Annotated in this window: 18 protein-coding genes and 1 tRNA gene; 9 read left to right on the forward strand and 10 right to left on the reverse strand. The window is 44.5% G+C overall.

Annotation, left to right across the window (positions count from 1 at the left end; genetic code table 11):
- Positions 1–42: 42 nt before the first annotated feature.
- On the reverse strand, positions 43–240 hold the full coding sequence (locus tag HNY42_RS03990) for a hypothetical protein (RefSeq protein WP_012369402.1): 198 nt from the start codon (positions 238–240) through the stop codon (positions 43–45).
- 108 nt (positions 241–348) lie between these two features.
- Positions 349–888, reverse strand: coding sequence for a gamma carbonic anhydrase family protein (locus HNY42_RS03995; RefSeq protein ID WP_131504299.1), 540 nt, complete (start codon positions 886–888; stop codon positions 349–351).
- A gap of 124 nt (positions 889–1012) precedes the next feature.
- Here HNY42_RS03995 and ade point away from each other — a divergent pair, with 124 nt between their 5' ends.
- A complete protein-coding gene (gene ade, locus HNY42_RS04000) occupies positions 1013–2743 on the forward strand; it encodes an adenine deaminase (RefSeq protein ID WP_131504298.1) in 1731 nt (576 codons plus the stop codon).
- Between the two features lie 187 nt (positions 2744–2930).
- On the forward strand, positions 2931–3188 hold the full coding sequence (locus HNY42_RS04005) for a hypothetical protein (RefSeq protein ID WP_131504297.1): 258 nt from the start codon (positions 2931–2933) through the stop codon (positions 3186–3188).
- A gap of 87 nt (positions 3189–3275) precedes the next feature.
- Here HNY42_RS04005 and HNY42_RS04010 read toward each other — a convergent pair whose 3' ends face one another.
- Both HNY42_RS04010 and HNY42_RS04015 read right to left on the reverse strand, forming a co-directional pair.
- Positions 3276–4910 carry a peptide ABC transporter substrate-binding protein gene (locus tag HNY42_RS04010; RefSeq protein ID WP_131504296.1) on the reverse strand — a complete coding sequence of 545 codons (1635 nt, stop codon included), beginning with the start codon at positions 4908–4910 and terminating at the stop codon, positions 3276–3278.
- A 108-nt stretch (positions 4911–5018) separates the two neighbouring features.
- Positions 5019–5702 carry an MgtC/SapB family protein gene (locus HNY42_RS04015; RefSeq protein WP_131504295.1) on the reverse strand — a complete coding sequence of 228 codons (684 nt, stop codon included), beginning with the start codon at positions 5700–5702 and terminating at the stop codon, positions 5019–5021.
- A gap of 118 nt (positions 5703–5820) precedes the next feature.
- Here HNY42_RS04015 and HNY42_RS04020 point away from each other — a divergent pair, with 118 nt between their 5' ends.
- Positions 5821–7215 carry a basic amino acid/polyamine antiporter gene (locus HNY42_RS04020; protein ID WP_188005148.1) on the forward strand — a complete coding sequence of 465 codons (1395 nt, stop codon included), beginning with the start codon at positions 5821–5823 and terminating at the stop codon, positions 7213–7215.
- 98 nt (positions 7216–7313) lie between these two features.
- Here the strand turns inward: HNY42_RS04020 and HNY42_RS04025 are convergent, their stop codons facing one another.
- The gene (locus HNY42_RS04025; protein WP_188005149.1) at positions 7314–9353 is read right to left on the reverse strand and encodes a bifunctional diguanylate cyclase/phosphodiesterase; all 2040 of its coding nucleotides are present in this window, start codon (positions 9351–9353) and stop codon (positions 7314–7316) included.
- A gap of 174 nt (positions 9354–9527) precedes the next feature.
- On the opposite strand from HNY42_RS04025, the gene HNY42_RS04030 reads away from it, so the two are divergent.
- The 3 genes from HNY42_RS04030 (at position 9528) to nagE (ending at position 12741) form a co-directional block, all read left to right on the forward strand.
- Positions 9528–10730 (forward strand): ornithine--oxo-acid transaminase, encoded by a 1203-nt coding sequence (locus HNY42_RS04030; protein ID WP_131504292.1) that lies wholly within the window; start codon positions 9528–9530, stop codon positions 10728–10730.
- A 144-nt stretch (positions 10731–10874) separates the two neighbouring features.
- Positions 10875–11072, forward strand: a complete 198-nt coding sequence (locus HNY42_RS04035) for a CsbD family protein (RefSeq protein ID WP_114596916.1) — start codon at positions 10875–10877, stop codon at positions 11070–11072.
- A gap of 160 nt (positions 11073–11232) precedes the next feature.
- Positions 11233–12741 (forward strand): N-acetylglucosamine-specific PTS transporter subunit IIBC, encoded by a 1509-nt coding sequence (gene nagE / locus HNY42_RS04040; RefSeq protein WP_131973660.1) that lies wholly within the window; start codon positions 11233–11235, stop codon positions 12739–12741.
- 28 nt (positions 12742–12769) lie between these two features.
- Here the strand turns inward: nagE and HNY42_RS04045 are convergent, their stop codons facing one another.
- From HNY42_RS04045 to yhfH, 4 genes are all read right to left on the reverse strand, one after another.
- On the reverse strand, positions 12770–13675 hold the full coding sequence (locus HNY42_RS04045; RefSeq protein ID WP_131504290.1) for an EamA family transporter: 906 nt from the start codon (positions 13673–13675) through the stop codon (positions 12770–12772).
- 93 nt (positions 13676–13768) lie between these two features.
- Positions 13769–14419: a YkyA family protein gene (locus HNY42_RS04050; RefSeq protein ID WP_188005150.1), complete on the reverse strand. Its 651-nt coding sequence runs from the start codon at positions 14417–14419 to the stop codon at positions 13769–13771.
- A 12-nt stretch (positions 14420–14431) separates the two neighbouring features.
- Positions 14432–15280: a polysaccharide deacetylase family protein gene (locus tag HNY42_RS04055; protein ID WP_188005151.1), complete on the reverse strand. Its 849-nt coding sequence runs from the start codon at positions 15278–15280 to the stop codon at positions 14432–14434.
- A gap of 204 nt (positions 15281–15484) precedes the next feature.
- A complete protein-coding gene (yhfH, locus tag HNY42_RS04060; RefSeq protein ID WP_251135546.1) occupies positions 15485–15631 on the reverse strand; it encodes a protein YhfH in 147 nt (48 codons plus the stop codon).
- 194 nt (positions 15632–15825) lie between these two features.
- On the opposite strand from yhfH, the gene HNY42_RS04065 reads away from it, so the two are divergent.
- Complete coding sequence (locus HNY42_RS04065; RefSeq protein ID WP_131504287.1) at positions 15826–16452, forward strand: nitroreductase family protein; 627 nt, start codon at positions 15826–15828, stop codon at positions 16450–16452.
- 142 nt (positions 16453–16594) lie between these two features.
- Positions 16595–16667: transfer RNA gene (locus HNY42_RS04070), tRNA-Val, on the forward strand.
- A gap of 43 nt (positions 16668–16710) precedes the next feature.
- Here HNY42_RS04070 and HNY42_RS04075 read toward each other — a convergent pair.
- Complete coding sequence (locus tag HNY42_RS04075; RefSeq protein ID WP_131973656.1) at positions 16711–17277, reverse strand: YdhK family protein; 567 nt, start codon at positions 17275–17277, stop codon at positions 16711–16713.
- 152 nt (positions 17278–17429) lie between these two features.
- On the opposite strand from HNY42_RS04075, the gene HNY42_RS04080 reads away from it, so the two are divergent.
- Positions 17430–18791: a sensor histidine kinase gene (locus tag HNY42_RS04080; protein WP_131504285.1), complete on the forward strand. Its 1362-nt coding sequence runs from the start codon at positions 17430–17432 to the stop codon at positions 18789–18791.
- Positions 18792–18795: the final 4 nt, after the last annotated feature.

The raw sequence follows: 18795 nt of genomic DNA on the forward strand, positions 1-18795 counted from the left end.
TGATTCGACTAGCGAGCCAAGCGCGAACTGTATTTTGCTGAATCATACATGTTCTTCCTCTCTTGATTGAATTATTCCTAAACTCAAGGACTTTTGCTCGGCATCGTTAACAATACGTGCTTGTAACTCTTTCGTCAACCCATCTGTTTCATATACGGGTAAAGTCGGCAAACCGTAACTTGGATTATTTGTGGATGAAAACAAGTCAGCCATTAACCGTTCTTCGAACAATGGTGTCATTTTAAATCCTCCTCCGTCGTGATTCCTGCCTTACATCTACAGTGTAAGGGAAAGATGTAAACAGGATAGAAGAGAATTGTTAAAAACAGGTGAACTTTGTAAGCGTTTTCACATTGTCGTCAAATCTTCTTTTACCGGCTCACAGTCAGTAGCATACTGTTGACCACGTTTGACGTATTTCCGAATGGTCCGTTCCATGATGAACCGGTCATGGTCGTTGATCTCACGAACGATTTTTGCCGGAACACCCATGACCATCGAGTTCGGAGGAACGACCATTTTAGGTGGAACGAGACTTCCTGCTGCAACGAATGCACCTTGTCCAATTTCGGCTTCATCCAAAACCGTCGCCGACATTCCGATCAAGGCACCTTGACGAATGATTCCCCCGTGGATCATCGCCATATGTCCAATCGTGACATCATCTTCAATGATCGTCGGATAGCCTTCATACTGATGAATCATCGATCCGTCCTGGATATTGACACGTTCGCCGATTTTAATCGGTCCCTCATCTCCGCGGATGACAGTGTTGAACCAAACGGTCGAATCCTTACCGATTTCAACTTCCCCGATGACCTTAGCGCCGTCCGCGATATAGACACTTGGGTCGACGTTTGGAACCAATTGACCTACACGATATTTCATATCTGTTCCTCCATTTCATTTTGAACTGTACGTTTTCATCTTGGCGGCTTGAAAAATAAATTGCAACTGCTTCCAAACTAATTGTAAGATGGTAAAAATACCGTTCACAACAGGAGGAAACAGGATGAATCAGACAGTTCGGGCACGACTTATTACAATCGCCGCCAAAAAAGAAAAAGCGGCGGTCGTCTACAAGGGGATTCAAGTCATCGATGTGATGACCCGCGAGACGTATCAAGCGGATGTCGCAGTGGATTCCGGTTACATTGCCGCAGTCGGCGACGGATATGAAGGAATCGAAACGATTGACGGAACAGGTAAATTCATTGCGCCGAGCTTCATCGACGGACACGTCCATATCGAGTCATCGATGGTGACACCAAGTGAATACGAGCAAGCGATTTTACCGCTCGGTGTAACGACCGTCATCGCCGACCCACATGAGATTGCAAACGTAAAGGGAGCGGAAGGGCTCCAGTTCATGTTGGACGATGCAGAAGGACTATCGCTTGACGTGCGAATGATGTTACCAAGCTGTGTTCCGGCGACGTCATTTGAACATGCCGGAGCGTCGCTCGATGCAGCGGCACTCGAACCTTTTGTTAATCATCCGGGAGTGCATGGCTTAGGGGAAGTCATGGACTATCCTGCTGTCGAACGGGCTGATCGTGATATGCTGAAAAAAATTGAACAAATCGAGAGTGCTGGTAAACTGGTCGATGGTCATGCCGCAGGACTTGGCGCACGTGAATTGAATATCTATGGTGTAGCAGGTATTCGGACGGATCACGAAGCAGTCAGTAAACAAGAGGCAATTGAGCGGGCACGTCGCGGATTATACGTCGAAGTCCGGGAAGGATCGGCTGCCCGGAATCTCAAGGAAGTGCTCGACGCAGTCACAGAAAGCAATGCCGGTCGATTCCTTTTCTGTACGGACGATAAGCACCTGGACGACACGTTACGTGAAGGAACGATCGACTATAATATCCGCTATGCCATACAGCACGGTATTAAGCGTGAAACGGCCTATGCAATGGCTTCTCTTCATGCAGCTAATGCGTATCAACTAAATGACCGTGGAGCAATCGTACCGGGACGTCGTGCGGACTTTGTCATCTTGCAGGATGCCGATCAAGTGATCATTGATGAAGTGTTTGTCAGTGGAGAGCCGGTCGCCCGAGCCGGTAAAACAATCATCTCATCCCAAAAGATAGCGGTACCGTCGACATTGCGCGGCGAACTGAAAACGAAGCCGATCACGGATCAAGTTTTTGAATTAGTATTAGAAAAACCGAAAGCGCATGTCATCGGAATCATCCCGAAAAGCATTGTCACGGAACATTTGATTTTGGATGTGCCTTTACAGGACGGGAAATTTGTCCCCGTCCCGCAACAGGACTTATTGAAAATCGCCGTCATCGAGCGTCATAATGCGACCAACTTCTCAGCAGTCGGCATCGTTAAAGGGTTTGGCATGAAGCGAGGTGCCATTGCGGCGACGGTCGCCCATGATTCGCATAACCTTGTCATCGTCGGAACATCGGATGCCGAGATGAAACTTGCGGCAGAGCGTCTGATTAAGGCGGGTGGAGGTGTCATTGCGGTCAATGGGACAGAAGTTCTGGCGGAGTTGCCGCTTGAAATCGCTGGATTGATGACGAGTCGTCCTTTCCAGGAAGTCGGAGATACACTCGAAGCGCTCAATGATGCACTTGATGTATTAGAAGCCGACCGTTCCTTTAATCCGTACTTGACGATGTCGTTCCTCTGTTTGCCTGTCATCCCGAATCTGAAGTTAACGGACAGCGGATTGTTTGACGTTAAAACGTTCCAACATATTGCAGTACAAGCTTAAATGAAAAGGTAAAGTCCACGAAAGGTGATGACGTGGACTTTACCTTTTCTTAATAGTTTTCCGGTTGAATCATTATTTGATCCTTGTTATAGTAGGTCTTATATCTTTGTGAAAAGTGTAGCTTAATGAAACTTTTCAGGAGGATACTCCGTAGAAAAGAAGAGAACAATCAGAAAGGACAGATTCAATGGATAAGTCATATTTTGAAGGTCATGAAAAGTTGATTGCTGATGTATACCGTTCGTTTATCGACCAGTTTCATGAGTTACCAAACAACCGGCGTACAAAACGTCAGTTACGAAATCTTGCGTTTTCAGTGATTCGACAGGCTGGTCCGACCTATCAGGAACGAACCATCTTATACGCATTTTTTGCTGAATTTTTCCGTGCTGTCGAAGAAGGACAGCGGGAAGAAATCGAATTTTATAAACAAATCGCACAGTAAAGACCCCGATCGGCTCCGGCAGAAGGGGTCTTTGTTGTATACAAAAACCGGTCACCAAGGGAAGCCTGGTAACCGGTAGGAGGATACTTATTTTACTTCCATCCATTTGAAGCTCATGTCTGCTCCGAATGGGTGACGATATAGTTTGTCGATGTTCGCACGTTGCAAGTATGCTTCACCTTTTTGGTAGATTGGAGCAATCGCATAGTCTTCTGCCAAGAGCATTTTTTCAGCTTCTTGAAGCGTCGACCAACGTTTTGCTTCATCCGGCTCTGCTTTTGCTTCTTTAATCATCTTATCGAACTCTTTGTTCGAGTATTCCATACGGTTAAAGCTTCCGCCTGTTAACCACATATCGAGGAACGTCATTGGATCCTGGTAGTCAGGGCCCCAACCGGCAGCAGAGATGTCGTAATCGCCTTTAGACTCGAGGTCCAGGAAGTTTTTGAACGGTTGTTGCTTGATGTTGACCGTAAGACCCGGTAAGTTTTTCTCGAGATCACCTTTTAAGAATTCAGAAACTTTCTTGAAGGCATCTTCATCACGTGACAACATATCGAGTTCTACTGTTTTGACACCGAGTTCTTTTAGGCCGGCATCCCATGCTTTTTTCGCTTCTGTTGCATCAAAGCTTTGGAGATCTGGATATTTGGCACGGAAATCTTCCCCATCCGGTGTGAATGTAAAGTCTTTTGCGACGATGAAGTTAGCCGGTTTTGAACCGTCATTTAAGATGACGTCTGTAATTCCTTGTTTTTCAAAACCAAGTGCAAGCGCTTTACGGATGTTTTCGTTTTTAAGTGCTTTATTTTTTTGGTTGAATCGGAGGAAGTTGATCCGTGCATCTGGACGTGTCTTGTAGTTGTCGGATTTTTCGTATTGTGAGACGAACTCCGATGTGATAGGTGCGAAGTCGACGTCTTTCGACTCGAACAAGTTGACACCAGTCGAAATTTCTTTAACGACTTTTACATCGATTTTTTCCATTTTGACGTTTGCTTTATCCCAGTAATCCGGGTTTTTCTTATATGTCCAACCGGAATTAGATTGCCACTTATCCAAAATGAATGGTCCGTTGAAGAGCATCGAGTCGACGTTTGTCGCAAACTTGTCGCCTTTTTCTTCGACAAACGATTGCTTGAGTGGTAAGTAAGTAGGGAAACTTGTCAATCCGAGGAAGTATGGAGCCGGAGCTTCCAATTGCACTTCAAGAGTTTGATCGTCTACTTTCTTGACACCGAGCGAGTCGAGTTCTGCTTCACCGGCTAAGATTTTGTTAGCATTTTTTAAATCCTGAAGGATGTATGCGTACTCTGCTCCTGTTTTTGGATCGAGTGCACGTTTCCAAGAGTAGATGAAGTCGTCTGCCGTAACAGCTGAACCATCTGACCACTTGGCATCTTTACGGAGTTTAAATGTATATGTTTTCTTATCATCTGATACTTCGACACTTTCTGCGATTCCGGCAGTCGGTTTGTTGTCGCCGTCAAGACGGTAGAGACCTTCAAAGACGTTGTTCGTAACGATGATGGATGTTGAGTCCGTTGTTTTTGTTGGATCAAGTTGTGGCACATCCGTAGTCGAGATGAGTGTCACCTCTTGTTTCTTTTCTTTTGAGGAAGAAGAGTTTCCATCTGATTCATTGCTTTGGCCACAAGCTGCTACTGCGAGCAGCGCCATGCTGGATAGTCCAGCAAAGGCAATTTTAGTTTGTTTCTTCATGTGAAAGATGACCCCCCGATTAGATTGAAATGATTTCAGAAAAGTGTGAACATAATGTAAATTTAAGTGAAAGCGAGTAAAAATGCAACATAAATTTTCTGACAATTCTTATTGATCAAGGTCTATATGCTCAATTCCGAGTGTTTTCAAGTAGTCATAAAGTATGAATATTGTCAGTTTATGAGGGGAATACATCCGTAAAGTTAATTGTCGACCGTTACTATGCAGGCGCATATTAGTGATACGAACTCCTTGTTGTTCCAAAGCTTCTTTTACATATTGAGCGTTTGTTTCACTGGATAGTATCAAATGAGCAACCATGACGTTGGCTTCGAAACGACTATTGTTAAAACGTTTCATTATTCTCGTGATTATTTCTAAAGAAAGAAACAGAAAAATTACTAGAAAAGCGGCTTCATAAATAAATCCCGCCCCGATTGCTATGCCTATCCCGCTTGAACTCCAAATGATGGCAGCTGTTGTCAAGCCGCTGACGATATCATGAGGTCGTCTTAAAATGACACCGGCTCCAATAAAACCGATACCTGCAATGACTTGAGCGACAAGTCGCATTGGGTCCATCTGAATATTTGGCGCAATCTCGCTGTAAAGAAGGACAGACTTAATGGAAACAATGGTTAACAGACAGCTAATCAGGGTAATTACGAGGCTAGTACGTATACCAACAGGTTTGTTTTTGATTTCACGCTCAAATCCTAAAATAATTCCAAAAATAGCAGAAATCATTAATTTTAAAAAATCTTCTAGTTGGAACGAATGGATCCAATTCATGTTTATCAAATCCTTTCTTTACAACGGCTTTGATTTTGTTATAATGAATTTTGTGTCTTTCGAATGAATATACGTTTGATATGAATAGATATACAAGAAATAAAGGACGTGTTAGAGAATGAATCAACAAAAGATCGGCTTTTTTGCTTTAGCCGCAATGGTCATTGGATCGATGGTCGGTGGAGGTGCCTTTAATCTGCCGGGAGCGATGGCTCAAAAAGCAAGTGCAGGTCCAATTTTGATCGGATGGGGAATTACTGGTCTTGGTATGATTATGCTGGCACTGGTATTTCAGCACTTAGCAAACAGTAAACCGGAACTTGAGGGCGGCATTTACGCGTATGCCCGTGAAGGATTCGGACGATTTGTCGGTTTTAACAGCGCCTGGGGATATTGGGTCTCGGCCTGGATCGGGACAGTTGCCAACATAACGTTGGTCTTTAATGCACTCAGTTACTTTTTCCCGATTTTCTCATCAGAAAATCGTGTATTTTTGTTGATAATGAGTATTTTCGTCGTCTGGGGACTTTTTTTCATCGTCTCGAGCGGGATTAAAGAAGCGACACTTGTCAACCTGATTACGACGATCGCCAAGCTCGTTCCGATTTTGATCTTTATTTTACTGGTAGCAATTGCGTTTAATGTGAAGACGTTTAACCTCAATTTTTGGGGAGAAGGAACAGAATTAGGCAGTATCTTTACGCAAGTCAAAGGAACGATGCTTGTAACGCTTTGGGCCTTCGTCGGGATTGAAGGGGCTGTCGTCTTGTCGACACGCGCCAACAAACGGAGTGATGTCGGGAAGGCGACAGTCGTAGGACTTGTCGGAGTACTTGTCATCTACATCCTGATTTCCGTCTTATCGCTCGGTGTTTTGAACCAGGAGCAATTAGCAGGATTACAAGAACCGACAATGGCTTATGTGCTCGAAGCTGCCATTGGTCCGTTTGGAGCCACATTGATTATGATCGGATTGATCATTTCGTTATCAGGAGCATTGCTCGGATGGACGATTCTTGCATCTGAAATTTCCTACCTTGTCGCGAAAGACGGTGCGTTTCCAAAGTTCTTTGCAAAAACGAACCGTAAAGGGGCGCCGGTCGGTGCGTTGCTGATCACTCAAATTGCGACCCAGTTCGTTGCGGGTATCGCCTTATTTTCTGCACAGACGTATTTAGTCTTATCCAGTATTGCCGGAATTTGTGCTTTGTTGCCGTATCTGTTGTCTGCCGTATACAGTGTCCGTTTTTCACGAGCAGAACGTAATACGAAGATGTTAATCTTCTCGACGATTGCTGCTGCCTATTCACTGTGGCTCGTCTACGCTTCAGGGATTTGGTATATCGTCATCGCAGCCCTCGTCTATGCACCGGGTATCATTGCCTACCTGATGGCAGAACGGGAACAGAAACGGGGCGGCATGTCGCGTTACGAAATGATTGCAAGCGGAATTTTAATTATCTTAGCTGCCGTTGCGATTTACGGAATGGTCGGAGGTCAAATTCAATTGTAAGACAAAAAAGCAAGAGGGACGTTAATATCCGTCTTGATAGACAAAACAGGAACCGAATCAGCATCCGGCTCCTGTTTTTTTGTTGTCTGGTATCTATCTCAGTCTTCAGAATTTGCTGAGCCGAAGCGGTGTTCAACTGCATCAACAGACAGTGGTTCAGAGAAAATGAATCCTTGCATTTGTTGGCAAGGCGTCTCTTGTAAATAATGTAAGGCGGTTGCCGTTTCGACACCTTCTGCGACGAGGTTCAGCTTTAAGTTTTGACCAAGTTGAATGATTGAGTCGAGCAACCCGTTTTCTCCTAAATCGATGCCGTCAATGAAGACTTTATCGATCTTGAGTTCATCAATCGGAAAAGCACGCAAATATTGTAAGGAAGAATAACCTGTTCCAAAATCATCAATCGATAATCGGAAGCCAAGCGCTTTGATCAGTTGCATCCGTTCAATTGTCCGCTGTGTTTGTAAAATTGCGATGTTCTCCGTCAATTCAAGGGTGACGAATTGCGGATTAATTATTTTCTGGGTCACGACGTGTTGCAGCGTCCGGACGAACGAGTCACTTTGGAACTGGTGCGGTGAAATATTGATGGCCATCGTCAAATCAGCCGCAATCCGTTTCTGCCAAATGGCGAGCCGCTCACAGGCCTCGATGACGACCCAGTTGTTAATGGGTGTGATCAAAGCGGCTTCTTCCGCAAGTGGAATGAATTCATCAGGAGGAATGCTCCCGAGTGCCGTATGATTCCAACGCAACAGCGCTTCAAAACCATCGACATGCTTGGTTTTCAAGTTGATGATTGGTTGATAGACCAAATGAAGGGCTTGATCCTCTAAAGCCGTAAATAATGAGCGTTCGAGCTGTAATTTCCGGGTGAACTGCTCATCCATTTCATGGGTTAAATATTGAATCGTTCCTGTACCGATTGATTTTCCGGCATACAAGGCCATTTCCGAACGGCGGTACAAATCTTCAAGTGATTTGGCTTCCGAAGGATAGACGGTAATTCCGAACGTACAGGAGATGATTAAGGAATGCCCATTAATATAATAGGGACGTTGCAATACTTGTTGCAGTTTCCGGGCATACTGGAACAGGGCATTCCGGTCGGTGACTTTTAGCAATAAACCAAACAAGTCACTCGTCGGATGGAACGTTAACAGCTGTTTTGCATGTTGAGACAAACGTTTGGCTAACGCTTGTAACAGTTGGTCGCCTACATGTGTACCGAAAGAATCGTTGATGACTTTAAAACGATCAATATCAAATAAGATGAGTGAGATCGGGAAATCATCAGATGCTTTGGAGAATAAGACCTGACCTTCACGAAGGAAGCCTCGTTTATTCAGCAGATGGGTCAATTCATTATGATGGACTAAAAAATCAAGTTCCTGTTCGAGATGTTCGGTTTCCGTAATATCGGTACCAATGAAAATATGTTGGAAACGGACACCATTTACGTCATACACTGGAATCAGGGTGGCACGAAGGACTTTTTTAGAATCATCCTGGGTCGAAATCGATAGTTTTCCGGACCAGGCCTTTTTTCTTTTGATTTGGGAGCGGATCGTCGAAAGAACCTCTTCCGACGAATCGAGGAGGATCGTCCAAGCTTGACCAAGCAACGCATTTGGACAAAATCCTGTAACGTCTGTCAAGTTGGCATTGGCATATTGAATCGTTCCCCGTGCGTCGAAGATGGCGACACAAGCGATTTGATCAAACGCATATCGTAAATCCATCAATCCCTGGAATAACGGTTTGCTTGCATTTTGTTGAGTAGAAGAAGGCAACTGACAGAAAAAAGCACCAAACGGCTCATTTTTGTCATCAAAGAGCGGTGAGACGAGTAACGTCGCTGCTGAATGTTCACCTGACTTATGCAGAAATGTTGTATTGGGTAATTGGATCGATTGTCGTTTTTTTAAAAATGAATGCCAGATTTGCCGACTGAACGCAGCATCTTCCGGATCAAGGAGCGGAATCAATTGTCCGATAACTTCTTGTGCCGACCAGCCCCAGCAGGATTCGGCAGCCTCATTCCAGGAATGAACAGTTAAATCGACGTGCAGAATAAATGCAGGTAAGGGAAATCCTTGCATGACAGTTTCATAGGAATTAATGGTCGAACGATCCATTACGGACGCACACTCCTTTTAAATGATCAGAGATGACGGTTCACTTGTCTTGTCTATTCCCAGTATATTCAATTTTCATGCGGATAAATCCTGTATTTCGATTGAAGATTATCTGTTTGAATCTGTTATAATCAGAATGAAAGCGTTCTCTAAGCGAAAAAAGGGGGATTTATCATGAATCAAACAGAGAAAATTATTTCACAGACAGAGAAATTCGGGGCACACAATTATCATCCACTCCCAATCGTCATCTCGGAGGCAGAAGGGGTTTTCGTTAAAGATCCGGAAGGCCGCGAGTATATGGATATGCTTAGTGCCTATTCAGCTGTAAACCAAGGACACCGTCATCCGAAAATCATCGAAGCCTTAAAACGGCAAGCGGATAAAATTACGCTGACATCCCGCGCCTTTCACAATGACCAGCTCGGATTCTTTTATGAAAAGGTCGCGCAATTGACAGGAAAAGATATGGTCCTGCCGATGAATACGGGAGCGGAAGCGGTCGAGACGGCAGTCAAGGCAGCACGTCGCTGGGCGTACGAAGTCAAACAAATTCCGGGAGATGCCGAAATCATCGTCTGCGAAGGAAACTTCCATGGTCGGACGATGACGGCTGTTTCGATGTCAACAGAAGCCGAATATCAACGCGGATTCGGACCACTCTTACCGGGCATCAAAACGATTCCGTACGGGGATTTGGAAGCACTGAAAGGTGCCATCACGGAAAATACAGCTGCCTTCATCGTTGAGCCGATCCAAGGTGAAGCGGGTATCCTGATTCCGTACGAAGGATTCTTGAAAGATGCTCAAGACGTCTGTAAGGAACAAAACGTACTACTCGTCTCGGATGAAATCCAATCAGGACTGGGCCGTTCGGGTAAATGGTTTGCTTCGGACTGGGACAATGTAACACCAGATATGTACATCTTAGGAAAAGCACTGGGTGGCGGCGTGTTCCCGATTTCTTGTGTGGCTGCCAACCACGATATCCTGAGTGTCTTTAATCCGGGATCGCATGGTTCGACATTCGGTGGGAATCCATTGGCCTGTGCGGTATCTGTCGCTTCACTCGAAGTTTTGGAAGAAGAGAAGTTGCCAGAACGTTCACTTGAGCTCGGAACATACTTTATGAACCGTCTAAAAGAAATCGACAATCCGATGATTAAAGAAGTTCGTGGACGTGGACTGTTCATCGGTGTCGAATTGACAGAAGCTGCTCGTCCGTATTGCGAAGCATTAAAAGAAAAAGGATTGCTCTGCAAGGAAACACATGAGACAGTCATTCGTTTTGCACCACCACTCGTCATCACAAAAGAAGAATTAGACTGGGCATTCGAACGGATTGAACAAGTCCTCGGCGTCTCGGTTGCACAGTAATAAACTACTCCCTATCGGAAAGCGATAGGGAGTTTTTTAATCGACTGATTTTTGGATTTAGGACAAATGAGAGCAGAACGATGTTTGAATCTGTTTCAGGTGGGAACATATTATTATGCGTTAAAAAAATAGGGGGTAATGAACATGTCAAACGATAGCGGATTAAGCAAAAAAACGGATGGTTTAGTTGATAAAGTTGCCGGAAAAGCGAAAGAAGCGCTTGGAAAAGCAACAGGAGATAAATCAACAGAACGTGAAGGCAAAAAAGATCAGCTTAAAGGCGATGCTAAAAAAACGGTTGGAAATGTTCAACAGAATCTCGAAGATACAAATCGTCGTTAATCTGTACCCATTAAGGTCCCTTGTGTAGAGGGATCTTTTTTTATGAAAAAATATGTATAAAGGTCTAGTCATTTATATGTGTATGTGGAATAATAATAAATGTTAAAGCGTTTTCATCGTCATGTCATTATTTGTTTTTATTTAAGAAAGGGTGAAGTATATGTTGCAGTTTCTTCAACGAATCGGTAAGGCCTTAATGCTACCGATCGCCGTTTTACCAGCCGCAGGAATTGTCCTTCGACTCGGTTCAGCCGACATGTTGGATGTTCCATTGATGGTGGCAGCAGGTGGTGCGATTTTTGATAATCTTCCACTGATTTTTGCGATTGGTGTCGCGATCGGATTATCGATTGATGCAAGTGGCGCTGCCGGCTTGGCAGGGGCAGTCGGGTATCTGGTCTTAAAAACGGGTGTCGACTCCATGAACAAGGATTATTCGAACGCTCAAATTCAGGCTAAGTACGATGCAATCGCCGCCATTGTCAATGACTCCTCGACGAAAGTGGATGGGGCGACCTTAAGTTCCATTGCCAATCAGGCAACTTTAGGTTCGATGGTCAATATGGCTGTGTTCGGCGGGATCATTGCCGGTATTGTCGCCGGTTTGTTATACAATCGATTTTACAATATTAAATTACCGGATTGGTTAGCGTTCTTCGGTGGACGCCGTTTTGTTCCAATCATCACTTCGGCTGCCATGCTGATCCTGGCATTCATCTTTGGTTACTTATGGCCGTTCATTGAAGATGGCATCAATAATGCGGGAGAATGGATGGTCAGCCTTGGGGCGGGAGGAGCCGCACTGTTTGGATTCTTCAACCGTCTGTTGATTCCTGTCGGTCTTCACCATGTCTTGAACAATATTTTCTGGTTCGTCTTCGGTTCATACGAAAAAGCGGATGGAACGATTGCGAATGGCGATATCGCACGGTTCTTCGCAGGAGATCCAACAGCCGGTATTTATCAAGCAGGATTTTTCCCAATCATGATGTTCGCTTTACCGGCAGCGGCCGCAGCGATGGTCATGGCAGCACGCAAAGAAAATCGGAAAGCAGTCGCGGGAGCGATGATCGGTTTGGGATTAACGTCGTTCCTGACGGGAATTACGGAACCGATTGAGTTTTCGTTCATGTTCTTATCTCCGGTATTATATGTTATTCATGCCGTATTGACGGGTGTTTCCATGGCAGTCGTCAACCTGCTCGGTATACTGCACGGATTCTCCTTCTCGGCCGGATTCATCGATTATGTCCTGAACTTCGGAATCGCGACAAAACCGTTACTTTTACTGGTCGTCGGTCTGGTGTTCGCGGTCATCTATTACTTCCTGTTCTACTTCATGATCACGAAATTTGATTTGAAGACGCCAGGGCGTGAAGATGAAACACTTGTGACGGATGCAGGACCGGTCACAGGGGTATCGGACGATAAGTATGAGCAACAAGCAGCCCGGATTTTTGCGGGATTACAAGGAACGGAAAACGTCACATCGATTGATAACTGTGCGACACGTCTCCGTCTCCAAGTGAAAGATTCGACTATCATTGATGAAGCAGCGATTAAAGCGGCAGGCGCAAAAGGTGTCATGAAGATGGGGGCAAAAAATGTCCAAATCATCATTGGGACGGATGTTGAATTTGTCGCTGATGCGATGAAACGTCAAAAATAATGTCAAAAAAACGACCTTTCCTGATTAATCAGGAGAGGTCGTTTTGACGTGGGGCAGAGCTGGTCGACTGTTTCAAACTGCTGACATAAATCGGATAGAAAATCCCAATCAGTATGATGATGATCCCAATCCACTGTGAACCGGAAAGATGCTCACCGAGTATGAGGACCGAACAGATGACCGCAGTCGGCAGTTCTGCTGCACCAAGCAGTGAGACGCTGGCAGGACTTAGGTGTGGAGCTCCTGCTGCGAACAACAGCGGTGGTAAAATTAAGGCAAACAGACCAAGCGGAAGGGCATACCAGATCAGTCCTTGTTCGAAATTCGCTGCAGTCAAGAATGTCGTAGGTGGATACATGATCATGACGAACAGAAGTCCACCCGTCATCATATAAAAACTTTTTTTAATGACAGGTACATGATTTGCGACCCGACCACTGGCAAGCAGGAAGATCGAGAAACTGACGGCTGCTCCAAGTCCAAACAACGTACCGCGCACGTCAAGAGCGCTGGTGTAAGCCGCGCTGGCTAAAATAGCACCACCAATTAACAGGATGGCAGATAAAAAATGGGGGCGTGAAGGCAATCTTCTTGCAAGAATCGAATCAATCACGACACCAATCCATGTGAATTGGAAGAGGAGAATGATGGCGACAGAAGCAGAAACAGTTTGCAGGCTTTGGTAATACAGGTAGCCGGTCGTTCCGCTTGAAATCCCGATTGCCATCAAAGTAAAAGCAGTTTTAGGATGAAGACGAAGATTTTTCGACAGCAGAGCTAAGATGAAAATCATCAGCCACCCGAAGAAGAATTGGCTTCCTGAAACAGCGGCCGAATTAAATCCTGCCTCGTAAGCCAGTTTGACGATTGTCGACAGGACGCCGTAACTAATGGCGCCGATTAAGACGAAAAGTGTTGCTTTTGAACGATTCATACAGATTCCTCCATGTTTTAGAACGCACAAAAAAGGTTGCAACGGGGCCTTGTCCAGGTTTTTTGGACAGGGTTTGGTTGCAACCTGTGTGAGTTATTTAATGTTGAGTCCAGCCTTTTTGTAAAAGGTTGGCTTTAATTCATTGTAGCGGACGGTCAATTGATTAAAGGTTTTGAGTGCCTCTGTTGCTTGACGGGAAGTCCGGTTTAAATCAGCTGTTGCTTCATCAATCTTAACGAAGTTCGGTTTTTCGGTCAAGTAGGAAAGCACTTTCTTTTCTGAAGCAATCGTCGCCGCATAACGTTTCAAAAACGTATCAAAAGCCTTCTCACGCTCTTTAAAGACATCGATAAGGGCTGTGCCGTCTTTTTTAGCGGCAGACAACGAAGATAAGGTACTCGTTAATTCCGCAAGGTCTAACTCATCAAAAGCACGGGTACGGATTTTTTGTTCTTGTTTTAACAATTTGACACGATTTTGATTCAGAGCGGTCAATTCATCCCGTTCATTTTGCGCCCGTTTAATATCATCGGCCCCAGCTTCGAGGACGGCTTGATAGGTATTGACGGAAATTTCATCTTGACGCGTCCGTTGCTCGGCGACGACTGCTGCTTTTTGTTCGGACTTCGCTTGTTCTTCCAACTGCTCGTATATCGAAGCGGCCGGGTCACTCGAGCAGGCACTGAGAACCAAGAGGCCGAGACAGGTCAAACAACTGGTGAGGATCATCCGTTTATTAATCATGAAAGGAACTCCTTATAAATTAGAGAATTTTGCGAAATTATACGGGACATGAAAATCTTCATCATAGATGGAAAACTGATAGCCTTTTTTCTTTAATCCAGCAACAATTGCCGGTAATGCCCGCAATGTTTGTGGTTGTTCATGCAACAGGATGATTTCGACCGGGTCTTCTGCACGGCTGATGACAGTTTTGGCAACTTCCTTGGCACTATCTTTGTAGTACCAGTCCATCGAATCGATCGACCAATCCCACACCCGAAGTTTCGCCTGTTCGATTTCTTTTGCAATCGACTTGTTAATACCAGGTGTTGATCCATAAGGAGGACGTGTCAGCAACGGACTGTGATTCGTCAGTTGTTTGATTTGTTTTTGGACTTGAAGCATCTCGGGAACATACTGTTTTTTCTTATACAGGGTGTCATAATCATGAGTTTCACTGTGTGGTCCGATATAATGTCCAGCCATTGCTATCGAGCGGACGACATCCGGTTGTTCATCGATGTTACTTCCGATCAAAAAGAAAGTCGCTTTAACTTCTTGGTCTTGTAACGATTTCAAGATGTCCGGAGTCAATGCAGTCGGTCCGTCTTCAAATGTCAGATACGCCACTTTTTTAGTAATCCCGTTCCATTTCTCGACGCGTGCCTTATCCAGGTTCGGAGTCGGAACTTCCCGCAAAGATTGGACGGGTTTTACGCTCGCTTGTTGTTGTGTCGAAGCAAGGTACTGATAAACGATATAACCGCCAATCGGAAGAAGAATCATCGCCAGTACGATCAAAAGCTTAGCGAAATACTTTCGTTTTGGTTTTCGGTGTCTTGGTCCAAGGCCGATTAGATTGCCTGAGTTGTATGAATCCATTGATGTCTGAGCTCCTTTACGGAAAATCTTATGAGTTAAATGTAACATTTTGTCTGTTTCATTTGTAACAAAAATATTACAAAAAGATGACTACGGAACCTATAATTCAAAAAAAGTTGATTAAGATAGAAATAGTGTTATATTTTCAAACAAAAAAGAAGTCCATCCGCTACCGGAGACTTCTTTCTTCAAGCAACTTTACGATTAGTGTTCTGTAACAGCACACTCATCACATTCTGTTTTATACGATTCGCATTGTTCATCCATTTCTTTTCCGCAATGAGAGCAGGTTTTGACCGGAAGTTGACGGTAAAACTCGGGAGAGGTCTCTTGGTAAAGGGGTTGTTCCATGATTGTATTCCTCCTCTTAGTATATGGATGTACCAGCAAATAACACTGAATTTATTTTATTGTACTAGTACAGATTTGATATGTCAATCTTTGTTTTATAACAGAAGAGTCTTTAGCGAGTCTTGTCATATGACAGGTAGCGTAGAGGATGATACGATAACAAAGTAAACAGATGTACTTAGAGGGGGATCATTATGAATCAAACACTATCTGACACACTATCAATTTTGACAGAACGCCGGTCAGTTCGTCATTACGATGAGACATTCACGCTTTCACAAGAAGAAGTCCAAGAATTGGTTGAATTGACGACAGCTGCACCAAGTGCCTGGAACTTGCAACATTGGCATTTCGTTGCCTTCCATTCGGAAGAAGCGAAACAACGATTAGCTCCAATCGCTTACAATCAGCCGGCCATCAGTTCTTCTTCCGTCGTCATTGCCGTACTAGGGGATTTACAGGCAAACCGAAACTATAATCCGGTTTATGGACCAGCCGTAGAAGCAGGAGGCATGACGGAAGACTTGTTTGACTCGATCAAAGGACAAGTAGAAGGGGCATATCAAAGCGAGGCTTACGCGAGAGATGCAGCCATGTCAAACGCAAGTTTAGCTGCGATGCAACTGATGCTAGTTGCTGAAGCAAAAGGACTCTCGACACTCGCGATGGGCGGATTCAATCATCAACTCTTTACAGAAACGTTCATTACAGACGAACGTTATGTCCCGGTCATGTTGATTGCTGTCGGGAAAGCAGTCGAAGACGCGAAAAAACGTCCGGCGCTCCGTTTACCGGTCGATCAAGTGACGACCATTCTATAAGTAAAAGGGAGGGGCTGACTTAAAATAAAGTTCAGCCCCTTCATTTTTATTTTTCATATTTTTTTAGAAAAGTACTTGTCAGATGGTTAGTTTCTTGCTATATTAATACATGTCCTAGCAAGTACATAACGTACTGCATCATGATTCTGTAGCTCAGCTGGGAGAGCGCTACCTTGACAGGGTAGAGGTCGCTGGTTCGAGCCCAGTCAGAATCATACCAAAAACCCGTTCATCTTTGGATGAGCGGGTTTTTTTGTTTTAATCATTGGCTTGAAGTTCATCTTCTGTCACCCATTTATGATTTTTAATCGTTTTTCCACCGGTTGTCGGTTTAAAATCGACCATATACACGGTTGTCTGATCTGCTTGATCAATGGTCGCTTTTGCACCATCCATACCTTTCATGTGATCAGCAGCTAAAGTCACCTCATCACCTGCTTGTAACGGTGAAGCCGGAACCGGGTTAAGTTCTTCCTGAATCACCCATTTATGATTGCTGACTTTTTTACCACCGTTCGTTGGTGTATAGCTGACTTCATATACTGTTGTATCAAATGAATCGACGATTGTTGCTTTTGCGCCATCCATCCCTTTCATATGATCAGAGGACAGAAGGACGTCTGATCCGTCTTTAAACTTCGGATTTTCAGCTTGTTTCAGTCCAGCGGGAATTTTCCCGTCACTTGAATGCATCATCCCTGCATGGGAATCGTTCTTATTATCATGCATATCGTGTGAAGTAGAGGAATTGGAATCAGATCCGCAGGCACCTAAACTTAGGACAGCAGAAAGAGCGAGTGATGTAACGAGTAGTTGTTTTTTCATAAAAAAATACCTCCTGTAGTAATTTGGTTATGTGACTACTATACCCGTGTTTCGTGCAGAAACCGTGCAGAAAGAGTGACAATTCAATTACCTGACTGAACGAGTCATTGGAAAAGTGTATCGTAATAGTGAAGAAAAAGGAGGAGCAGGGCATGCGGCATATTTCGTACTACATTGGTCTACTTTTTTTGACTGCCATTCTTTTCATCGGCGGCATTCTGTTCAGTACCCTCTATTTAAACCTTGTGAATCAAAGGACGAATGAAGTGGTCCTCGGTTTGCTGAACCGAGGGAACACGCACCGCGATGTCCTCGAGGAATCATTTCATGCGGAAACATTGGAACATGTCAGTTTGATGGAATCAGCATCCGAATTTACAGTCGTTATCACGGATCAAAAAGGAAAAATTTTAAAGGCTTCGCATCCACTTACTCCTAAAATGAAAGTAGAGCTTATCCATACGGAATTTCAAACACAACGAAAAGATCGGATTTTAAGAGCTCAAGCGGAAACGAAGGATTTTTTAATGACAGATAGTCCAATCACGATTTCAGGTGTTCATCGTGGGCATGTCTTCATGTTTGCTCCGGAAACGTTAATTCAACAAGTCGTTAACCCATTAAGACAACAATTCATTCAAGTTGGTATCATTGCCGTTCTTCTGTCGCTTGCGACTGTCGTGCTGTGTACACGATTGATTTCAAGACCGCTCATTGAGATGGAGCGTGCGACGGCCAAGTTGAAAGAAGGAAACCTTGACGTGGATTTACCGGTAAACCGCTCGGATGAGCTTGGGGCACTGGCACGCTCCATCACACAGTTGGCAAAAGATCTCGATTTTTTGAATCGTGAACGGACAGAATTTTTAGCAAATATCTCGCACGAACTTCGAACTCCGCTGACCTACATGAAGGGTTATGCGGATATATTACATCGTCCAAACTTGCCGGAATCTGAAAAAACAGCTTATCTGTCGATTATCAAAGAAGAAAGCGATCATTTGAGCACATTGATTGAACAGCTGATGTTACTGGCACGTTCCGATACGAATGCATTCTCAGTCGAACGAGTGCCGCTTGCGCTCGATCAATTGATTGTCTCGACGACAGAGAAAATGCGACCTGCAATTGAAGAAAAAGGGCTGCATTTGCATGTATCAGGGGAACCGGTAGAGATAGCAGGAGATGAAATTCGGCTCAAGCAAGTGCTGATAAATGTATTGGATAACGCAAAAAAATATACAGCAACCGGTGAAATCGTCGTCCGATACGGCAGGAATGAAACAGGACCGTATTTTCAAGTACGTGATACAGGAAGCGGCATCAGCCAAGAAAGTTTACCCCATGTGACAAAACGTCTGTACCGCAGTGAACCGTCACGATCACGAAGCCGGGGCGGATCAGGGCTTGGTTTGACGATTGCCTTGGCAATCGTTCAAGCACACGATGCGACATTAGATATCAAGAGTGAAAAGAATGCCGGGACGAGTGTGATGATTCAATGGAAGGTGTGAAGAA

The sequence above is a fragment of the Exiguobacterium sp. Helios genome (genome assembly GCF_014524545.1).
Classification (GTDB): domain Bacteria; phylum Bacillota; class Bacilli; order Exiguobacteriales; family Exiguobacteriaceae; genus Exiguobacterium_A.

What these genes read in the sequence shown, in the direction of transcription:
- HNY42_RS04020 (WP_188005148.1), top strand. Translation starts at nt 5,821, where the DNA reads ATGAATCAACAAAAGATCGGCTTTTTTGCTTTAGCCGCAATGGTCATT.
- HNY42_RS04025 (WP_188005149.1), bottom strand. Translation starts at nt 9,353, where the DNA reads ATGGATCGTTCGACCATTAATTCCTATGAAACTGTCATGCAAGGATTT.
- ade (WP_131504298.1), top strand. Translation starts at nt 1,013, where the DNA reads ATGAATCAGACAGTTCGGGCACGACTTATTACAATCGCCGCCAAAAAA.
- nagE (WP_131973660.1), top strand. Translation starts at nt 11,233, where the DNA reads ATGTTGCAGTTTCTTCAACGAATCGGTAAGGCCTTAATGCTACCGATC.
- HNY42_RS04010 (WP_131504296.1), bottom strand. Translation starts at nt 4,910, where the DNA reads ATGAAGAAACAAACTAAAATTGCCTTTGCTGGACTATCCAGCATGGCG.
- HNY42_RS04065 (WP_131504287.1), top strand. Translation starts at nt 15,826, where the DNA reads ATGAATCAAACACTATCTGACACACTATCAATTTTGACAGAACGCCGG.
- HNY42_RS04075 (WP_131973656.1), bottom strand. Translation starts at nt 17,277, where the DNA reads ATGAAAAAACAACTACTCGTTACATCACTCGCTCTTTCTGCTGTCCTA.
- HNY42_RS04055 (WP_188005151.1), bottom strand. Translation starts at nt 15,280, where the DNA reads ATGGATTCATACAACTCAGGCAATCTAATCGGCCTTGGACCAAGACAC.
- HNY42_RS04045 (WP_131504290.1), bottom strand. Translation starts at nt 13,675, where the DNA reads ATGAATCGTTCAAAAGCAACACTTTTCGTCTTAATCGGCGCCATTAGT.
- HNY42_RS04015 (WP_131504295.1), bottom strand. Translation starts at nt 5,702, where the DNA reads ATGAATTGGATCCATTCGTTCCAACTAGAAGATTTTTTAAAATTAATG.
- HNY42_RS04080 (WP_131504285.1), top strand. Translation starts at nt 17,430, where the DNA reads ATGCGGCATATTTCGTACTACATTGGTCTACTTTTTTTGACTGCCATT.
- HNY42_RS04035 (WP_114596916.1), top strand. Translation starts at nt 10,875, where the DNA reads ATGTCAAACGATAGCGGATTAAGCAAAAAAACGGATGGTTTAGTTGAT.
- HNY42_RS04005 (WP_131504297.1), top strand. Translation starts at nt 2,931, where the DNA reads ATGGATAAGTCATATTTTGAAGGTCATGAAAAGTTGATTGCTGATGTA.
- HNY42_RS03990 (WP_012369402.1), bottom strand. Translation starts at nt 240, where the DNA reads ATGACACCATTGTTCGAAGAACGGTTAATGGCTGACTTGTTTTCATCC.
- yhfH (WP_251135546.1), bottom strand. Translation starts at nt 15,631, where the DNA reads ATGGAACAACCCCTTTACCAAGAGACCTCTCCCGAGTTTTACCGTCAA.
- HNY42_RS04050 (WP_188005150.1), bottom strand. Translation starts at nt 14,419, where the DNA reads ATGATTAATAAACGGATGATCCTCACCAGTTGTTTGACCTGTCTCGGC.
- HNY42_RS04030 (WP_131504292.1), top strand. Translation starts at nt 9,528, where the DNA reads ATGAATCAAACAGAGAAAATTATTTCACAGACAGAGAAATTCGGGGCA.
- HNY42_RS03995 (WP_131504299.1), bottom strand. Translation starts at nt 888, where the DNA reads ATGAAATATCGTGTAGGTCAATTGGTTCCAAACGTCGACCCAAGTGTC.